Below are 6,187 nucleotides of genomic sequence, written 5' to 3'. Positions count from 1 at the left end.
CGCCCCGACCCCGACCGCTTCCCCGACGCCGACTTCCTCTCCGCCATCGCCGACCGGCTGGCCGCGCTCCCCACCGTCCGCGCGGTGGCCCTCGGCGGCTCCCGCGCCCAGGGCACCCACCGACCGGACAGCGACTGGGACCTGGCGGTCTACTACCGCGGCCCCTTCGACCCCGCCGACCTGCGCGCCCTCGGCTGGCCCGGCGAGGTGAGCGAGGTCGGCGGCTGGGGCGGCGGCGTCTTCAACGGCGGCGCCTGGCTGACCGCCGACGGGCGCCGCGTCGATGTGCACTACCGCGATCTGGACGTCGTGGAACACGAGTTGACCGAGGCGGAGCAGGGACGGTTCCGGGTGGAGCCGCTGCTGTTCCATCTCGCCGGCATCCCCACCTATCTGATCGTCGCCGAGCTCGCCCTCAACCAGGTGCTCCGCGGCGACCTGCCCCGCCCGGCCGGCTACCCGGAGCCGCTGCGCCGTACCGCCGCCGAGCACTGGGGCGGCACCGCCCGCGCCACCCTCGGCTATGCCAGGGCCAACCACGCGCCCCGGGGCCGCCTCACCGAGACCGCCGGTGCCCTCGCCACCGCCGCGGCCCAGACGGCCCACGCGGTCCTCGCGGCCCGCGGCGAGTGGGTCACCAACGAGAAGCGGCTGCTGGAGCAGGCCGGACTGCGGGAGTTCGACGAGGTGACGGGCCGGCTGCGGACCACCCCCGACGCCCTGGTCGCGGCCGTCACCAGGGCCGAGGAGATCATCGCCGGAGCACTGCCGCCGACTTGGTGAACAGCGCCGCCGTAAACCCACCGGAGAAAATCCACGCCTGGGCGATGAATTCCGTGTCCGCCGCCGGTCACCACCCCGAACCGACCGTCGGACAGGAGGACCCATGTCGCTACCGGAGATCGTCTCGCGCGAGCAATGGCGCGCCGCGCGCGAGGAGTTGCGGCGCCGGGAGGAGTCGGCCAGGCGGGAGCGCGAGGCACTCGGCGCCGAGCGGCGGCGGCTGCCCATGGTCGAGGTCGACCCCGAGTACCTCTTCGAGGGCGGCGACGGCAAGGCCACTCTGCTCGACCTGTTCGAGGGGCGTTCCCAACTCGTCGTCCACCACTTCATGTTCGCCCCCGAATGGGTGACCGGCTGCCCGTGCTGCGCCGCCTTTCTGGACCAGGTCGGCCACCTCGCCCATCTGCGCGCCCGCGACACCTCGTTCGCCGCGGTCTCCCGGGCGCCGTTCACCCGCATCCTGCCGTTCAAGGCGCGGATGGGCTGGACGGTGCCCTGGTACTCCTCGGCGCCGGGCGACTTCAACGACGACTTCGAGGCGACCGTACGGAACGGCGGGAAACCGGTCGACCGACCGGGCCTGAGCTGCTTCCTGCGCGACCGCGACCGGGTCTTCCACACCTACTCGGTGTACGACGCGGACCTGGACGAACTGGGAACCACCGCCGCCCTCCTCGACCTGACCGCCCTCGGCCGCCGCCCCGCCGGCAGCGAGGGGCTCCGTCTGCACGACGAATACGACTTCTGACCCGGACGGCACATTTCGTGTCGATCGGTGACCGAATCATCACGATCTGTGCCGGAATCGTGTCAGCCATGTCTCAGTCGGGTCACCGGGCGAGGCGTTCGGCCCCTCCAGCGCGTTAACTCCAAACAGGACGACGCTTTGTGGAGGTGCGCGATGGTGAACGGGCGAACAGTGCTCGAACGCTTTCCCGCCGGCGGCCCGCGCGGATCGTGGCCCGCGGAGGAGTTCGCGCACGCGCGACGTCTGGAGGGCCTGCCCGCGGAGGTCGTCATGGACCTCGCGACGGACACGTTCCTGGTGATCGTGCGGGGGAGCGGAGCGATCGAGTGAGGCCCGCGCGACGACGGGTCCTGGCCGGCCTTACCTGAGGGCAGGACCCTGCGCGGTGATGGTGAGCCCTACGCGGTGATGGTGCGCGACCAGTCCGGAGTCGTGCCCGTCGCCCGGCACAGCGCGAGATAGAGGGGGATCGGCGGGGTGTACGGCGCCGTACCCCCTGGCCGGTGGATCAGCCGCGCGGTACCCCTGACCAGGGCGCCCGGAGCGTACTGGGCGGGCGCAGGCCACGGCAGGGCGTAGTCGGAGTCCGACGGGACGATCCACCACCAGTAGGCATCGTCGGCGTACACACATCCCAGCCGCGGCAGCCGCGACACGACGAGCGGCCCGAGCCGGTCGGGTACGCCCACGGCGTCACAGCCCAGCGGCACCGTCATGCCCTCCGGCACCTGGAGCCGGTGGAGCGGCTGCGTGGCCGGACGGCGGCGCTGGAGCCGTACCAGCGTGTCCATCCCCATCGCCCGCTCGGACCCGGCGGCCTCGGAACGGACGTCGAGACGTCTGCCGGAACCCCGGGCGTCGTGCCGCCCCCGGCCCGTCGCGCCGGTCACGGCCGCTCCCAGAGCCGCGGCTCGGGCGCTCTGTGCGAACGGCGGTCCGGTACGCCGTAGCGCTCCTGCGCCCCGTGCCACCGGTGATCCGGGGTCCGCAGCGGAGCCCGGCCGGACCCCTCGTACGGAGGATGCTGCGCCGGCACCCGGTGCGCGGGCTGTTCGAGAGTGCCCCAGAGTCGGTCGGTACCCATGTCACCGTCCATACCGTGGTCCGGGCCGTGGCCCTTGTCGTGATCCGAACCGATACCTGAACCGAGCCCCGGACCGAGATCCAGGCCATGGCCCGGACCGCGGCCCGAGCCGTGTTCCATCCCGGGGCCCTCGGCCGGTTCGTCGCCGTCGGAGCCGTCCGGCCGTTCCGGCTTGGGGCGGGCCGCACCCCAGCCCAGGTCGTCGCGCGGCTCGGCACATCCCGGAGGCGTCTCGCCCCGGCGAGCCAGCTCCGCCCAGACCAGCAGCCCGGAACCGTGCTCCTGCGCGCCCCAGGACCGGCACAGCGCCTCGACGAGGAGCAACCCCCTCCCGTGCTCCTCGTCGGGGCGCTGTGGGGACGGGTGGGGCTCGCCGGGGGCGCAGCCCTCGTCGCGCACGGCGATGCGCACCAGGTCGTCGCGGTCGTGCAGCTCGCACACCACCCGTGTGCTCGCGGTGTGCACGATCGCGTTGGTGACCAGCTCCGATATCACCAGAGCCGCGCTGTCACAGGTGTCCGCGCACACCGACCAGCCGGTCAGCCGGGCATGCGCCAGGCGCCGTGCCCGGGCCACGGAACCCGGATGCGCGGCCAGCTCGAAGCGGAACCGGCGCTCGACGGCGGCGACACCCCGAGGGGCCGCCGCCGCTGCGGCGCCGCGACCGGGACGGTCTGCGGCGGCGTCTGTTCCTAAAGGCGCGGACGGAATCACGCCTGCCACTATCGCCCCGCCGCGGACACTTGGCAAGGGTCACTCTGAAAATTGCAGAGTGCGGTGTGACTCGGTCAGGCGCCGTGGCACACTGCTCGCAACAGCACGTCGAGCGGCGCCAATTGGGTCCATCGGAGGTCCGACCCGATCTCCGAGTGAGTCTTCGAACGGCGCCGCACGGCTGTCAGGGTTCCTTTGGGAGAAGGCTTTCGGTGGAGGTGGGAGCGTGAGCGAACCGCGGTCCGCGCCGACGGTGGGTCAGGTGGTCCTCGGACGACGCCTGCTGGACCTGCGGGAACGCGCCGGACTGAAGCGCGAGGACGCCGCCCGGGTACTGCGCGTCGCCCCCGCGACCGTCCGCCGCATGGAGATGGCCGAGGTAGCCCTCAAGATTCCGTACCTCCAGCTGCTGCTGAAGGCGTACGGCGTCCCCGACGAGGAGGCCGAAGCCTTCGTCCAGCTGGCCGAAGAGGCCAACCGCCCCGGATGGTGGCAGCGTTTCCACGACATCCTGCCGGGCTGGTTCTCCATGTACGTCAGCCTGGAGGGCGCCGCGAGCCTCATCCGCTCCTACGAGCCGCACTTCGTCCCCGGACTCCTCCAGACCGAGGACTACGCGCGCGGAGTGCTCAGGTCGGGGGCGATCGGCGAGACCAGCCCGGACGACATCGAGCGCCATGTAGCGCTGCGCATGCGGCGCCAGGAACTCCTCCACCGCTCCGATGCACCCCGGTTCTGGGCCGTGATGGACGAGACCGCCCTGCGCCGCCCCGTCGGCGGCCCCGAGGTGATGCGCGCCCAGCTCGAACGGCTCATCGAGGCCGCGAGCCTGCCGAACGTGACGCTCCAGGTCGCCCCGTTCGAGAACGGGCCGCACCCGGGGACGTACGGGCCCTTCGTGCTGTTCCGATTCGCCATGTCAGAACTGCCGGACATGGTCTACAGCGAGTACCTGACCGGCGCCGTCTACCTCGACGCGCGCTCAGAGGTGGCGACCCACCTCGAGGTCATGGACCGCATGGCGGCGCAGGCCGCCACGGCACAACGCACGAAAGAGATCCTCCGGGATCTCTGCAAGGAGCTGTGAATGAAACACATCAAGCCGCGCGCCCGCGTCTACAACGGCATGCCCGCACGAGAGCTGGGCAGCGAGGGCTGGCACAAGCCCTGGAGCGGCGGCAACGGCGGCAACTGCCTGGAAGCGATGAAACTGGCCGACGGCCGGATCGCCGTACGCCAGTCCACCGACCCCGACGGACCGGCCCTGATCTACACCACGGACGAGATGACCGCCTTCATAGAAGGAGCCAAGGCGGGGGAGGCCGACTTCCTGCTCTCCTGACACGTGTCGCTTGTGTTGCTACTTGCTCGACTTCTCGTATTGACAACAGACTTGACTACCCATCACCACAGACGCTTACGGAGTGCCGCATGAGCGGGCAGGACCCGACGGCCGTAGAGATCGACACCAGCAAACCGCATCCCGCACGGATGTACGACTGGTACCTCGGCGGCAAGGACAACTACCCCGTCGACGAGGAAATGGGCCGCCAGATGCTGGCGCTCGAACCCCGCGTCCCGGTCATGGCCCGGGTCAACCGCGCCTTCATGCACCGCGCCACCAGGTGGCTGGCCCAGCAGGGTGTACGCCAGTTCCTCGACATCGGCACCGGCATACCGACCGAGCCGAACCTGCACCAGGTCGCCCAGGAGGTCGCGCCCGACGCCCGGGTCGTCTACTGCGACAACGACCCGATCGTCCTCGCCCACGCGGCCGCCCTGCTGCGCAGCACGCCCCAGGGGGCCACCGAATACCTCCAGGCCGATGTGCGCGACCCGGACGCGATCATCGCCGGCGCCCGCGAGGTCCTCGACCTGAAGCAGCCGGTCGCCCTCTCCTTGATCGCCCTGCTGCACTTCATCACGGACGCGGACGGCGCCCATGAGCTCGTCGGCCGGCTGCTGTCCGAACTGCCCTCCGGCAGCTACCTGATGATGACCCACGCCACCTCGGACTTCACCCCCGAGGACTCCGTCACCGCCACCGACAAGCTCAAGGGCGCCGGCATCACCATCGCCCTGCGCTCCCGCGACGAGTTCACCCGTTTCTTCGACGGACTCGAACTCGTCGACCCCGGCGTCGAGATCGTCCACAAGTGGCACCCGGAACTCGGCGAACCGGTGCCGGGCCAGGACGACGGGGTGATCCCCGGGTACGGCGCGGTGGCCCTCAAGCGGTAGGCGATAGGTGGTAAGCGGCAGGTGGTGAGCGGTATGCGGCAGGTCGTGAGCAAATAGGCCGCAACCGCGACGGGGGTGGCGTACGTCCACGGGCGGGACGCCACCCCCGCTCTTATCCGCGCCGGCCCCCTCACACCCGCATCGGCTTGTCCCCAGGGGATATCGGCGCGGGCAACTGCGAACTGCCCGTCAGATACCGGTCGACGGCCGCCGCCACCGCCCGCCCCTCCGCGATCGCCCAGACGATCAACGACTGCCCGCGCGCCGCATCCCCGGCCGCGAACACCCCCGGAACATTGGTCGCGAAACCGATGTCCCGGGCGATCGTGCCCCGCTCGTCGAGCACCAGCCCCAACTGCTCGACCAGCCCGTCCTCCCGGTCCGGCCCCGAGAACCCGAGCGCGAGCAGCACCATGTCCGCCGGGATCGTCTGCTCGGTCCCCGGCACCGGCTGCCGCCGTTCGTCCACCTCCACCAGTTCGAGCGCCCGCACATGCCCGCCCTCGTCCCCGGAGAAGCGCAGTGTCGACGCCGCGAACACCCGCGCGTCCGCGTGCGCCGACGGCGCCGTCCGCAGCTCCCCCGCCTCCTCGTGCGCGGGCGACAACCGGTAGATC

General features: G+C 71.3%; 8 protein-coding genes and 1 pseudogene. 6 read left to right on the top strand and 3 right to left on the bottom strand.

What is annotated here, in order from left to right; genetic code table 11:
* The first annotated feature begins 45 nt into the window (after positions 1–45).
* The 3 genes from CCN72_RS18890 (at position 46) to CCN72_RS39645 (ending at position 1,861) form a co-directional block, all read left to right on the top strand.
* Entirely contained in the window at positions 46–783 is a 738-nt protein-coding gene (locus tag CCN72_RS18890) for a nucleotidyltransferase domain-containing protein (RefSeq protein ID WP_086808541.1), read from the top strand.
* Between the two features lie 103 nt (positions 784–886).
* Positions 887–1,531 carry a DUF899 domain-containing protein gene (locus CCN72_RS18885; RefSeq protein WP_086808540.1) on the top strand — a complete coding sequence of 215 codons (645 nt, stop codon included), beginning with the start codon at positions 887–889 and terminating at the stop codon, positions 1,529–1,531.
* A 156-nt stretch (positions 1,532–1,687) separates the two neighbouring features.
* Positions 1,688–1,861 (top strand): hypothetical protein, encoded by a 174-nt coding sequence (locus CCN72_RS39645; protein ID WP_168722883.1) that lies wholly within the window; start codon positions 1,688–1,690, stop codon positions 1,859–1,861.
* 68 nt (positions 1,862–1,929) lie between these two features.
* Here CCN72_RS39645 and CCN72_RS18875 read toward each other — a convergent pair whose 3' ends face one another.
* Together CCN72_RS18875 and CCN72_RS40625 are read right to left on the bottom strand one after the other, a co-directional pair.
* Positions 1,930–2,328, bottom strand: coding sequence for a hypothetical protein (locus CCN72_RS18875; RefSeq protein ID WP_085568459.1), 399 nt, complete (start codon positions 2,326–2,328; stop codon positions 1,930–1,932).
* Positions 2,329–2,744: 416 nt separating this feature from the next.
* A pseudogene (locus CCN72_RS40625) lies at positions 2,745–3,338 on the bottom strand (ATP-binding protein); the annotation flags it as partial.
* Between the two features lie 217 nt (positions 3,339–3,555).
* On the opposite strand from CCN72_RS40625, the gene CCN72_RS18865 reads away from it, so the two are divergent.
* The 3 genes from CCN72_RS18865 (at position 3,556) to CCN72_RS18855 (ending at position 5,570) form a co-directional block, all read left to right on the top strand.
* Positions 3,556–4,416 (top strand): helix-turn-helix domain-containing protein, encoded by an 861-nt coding sequence (locus tag CCN72_RS18865; RefSeq protein WP_086808537.1) that lies wholly within the window; start codon positions 3,556–3,558, stop codon positions 4,414–4,416.
* Positions 4,417–4,671, top strand: coding sequence for a DUF397 domain-containing protein (locus CCN72_RS18860; protein WP_037653243.1), 255 nt, complete (start codon positions 4,417–4,419; stop codon positions 4,669–4,671). It abuts the gene before it with no gap.
* Positions 4,672–4,760: 89 nt separating this feature from the next.
* The gene (locus CCN72_RS18855; RefSeq protein ID WP_085564209.1) at positions 4,761–5,570 is read left to right on the top strand and encodes an SAM-dependent methyltransferase; all 810 of its coding nucleotides are present in this window, start codon (positions 4,761–4,763) and stop codon (positions 5,568–5,570) included.
* A gap of 130 nt (positions 5,571–5,700) precedes the next feature.
* Here CCN72_RS18855 and CCN72_RS18850 read toward each other — a convergent pair.
* Positions 5,701–6,187 (bottom strand): FAD-dependent oxidoreductase (locus tag CCN72_RS18850; RefSeq protein ID WP_158101370.1); only part of this gene is annotated, 487 nt, incomplete at its 5' end.

The sequence above is a fragment of the Streptomyces murinus genome (assembly GCF_002154555.1).
Lineage (GTDB): Bacteria > Actinomycetota > Actinomycetes > Streptomycetales > Streptomycetaceae > Streptomyces > Streptomyces murinus.
This window is presented reverse-complemented; position numbering and strand designations above follow the sequence as displayed.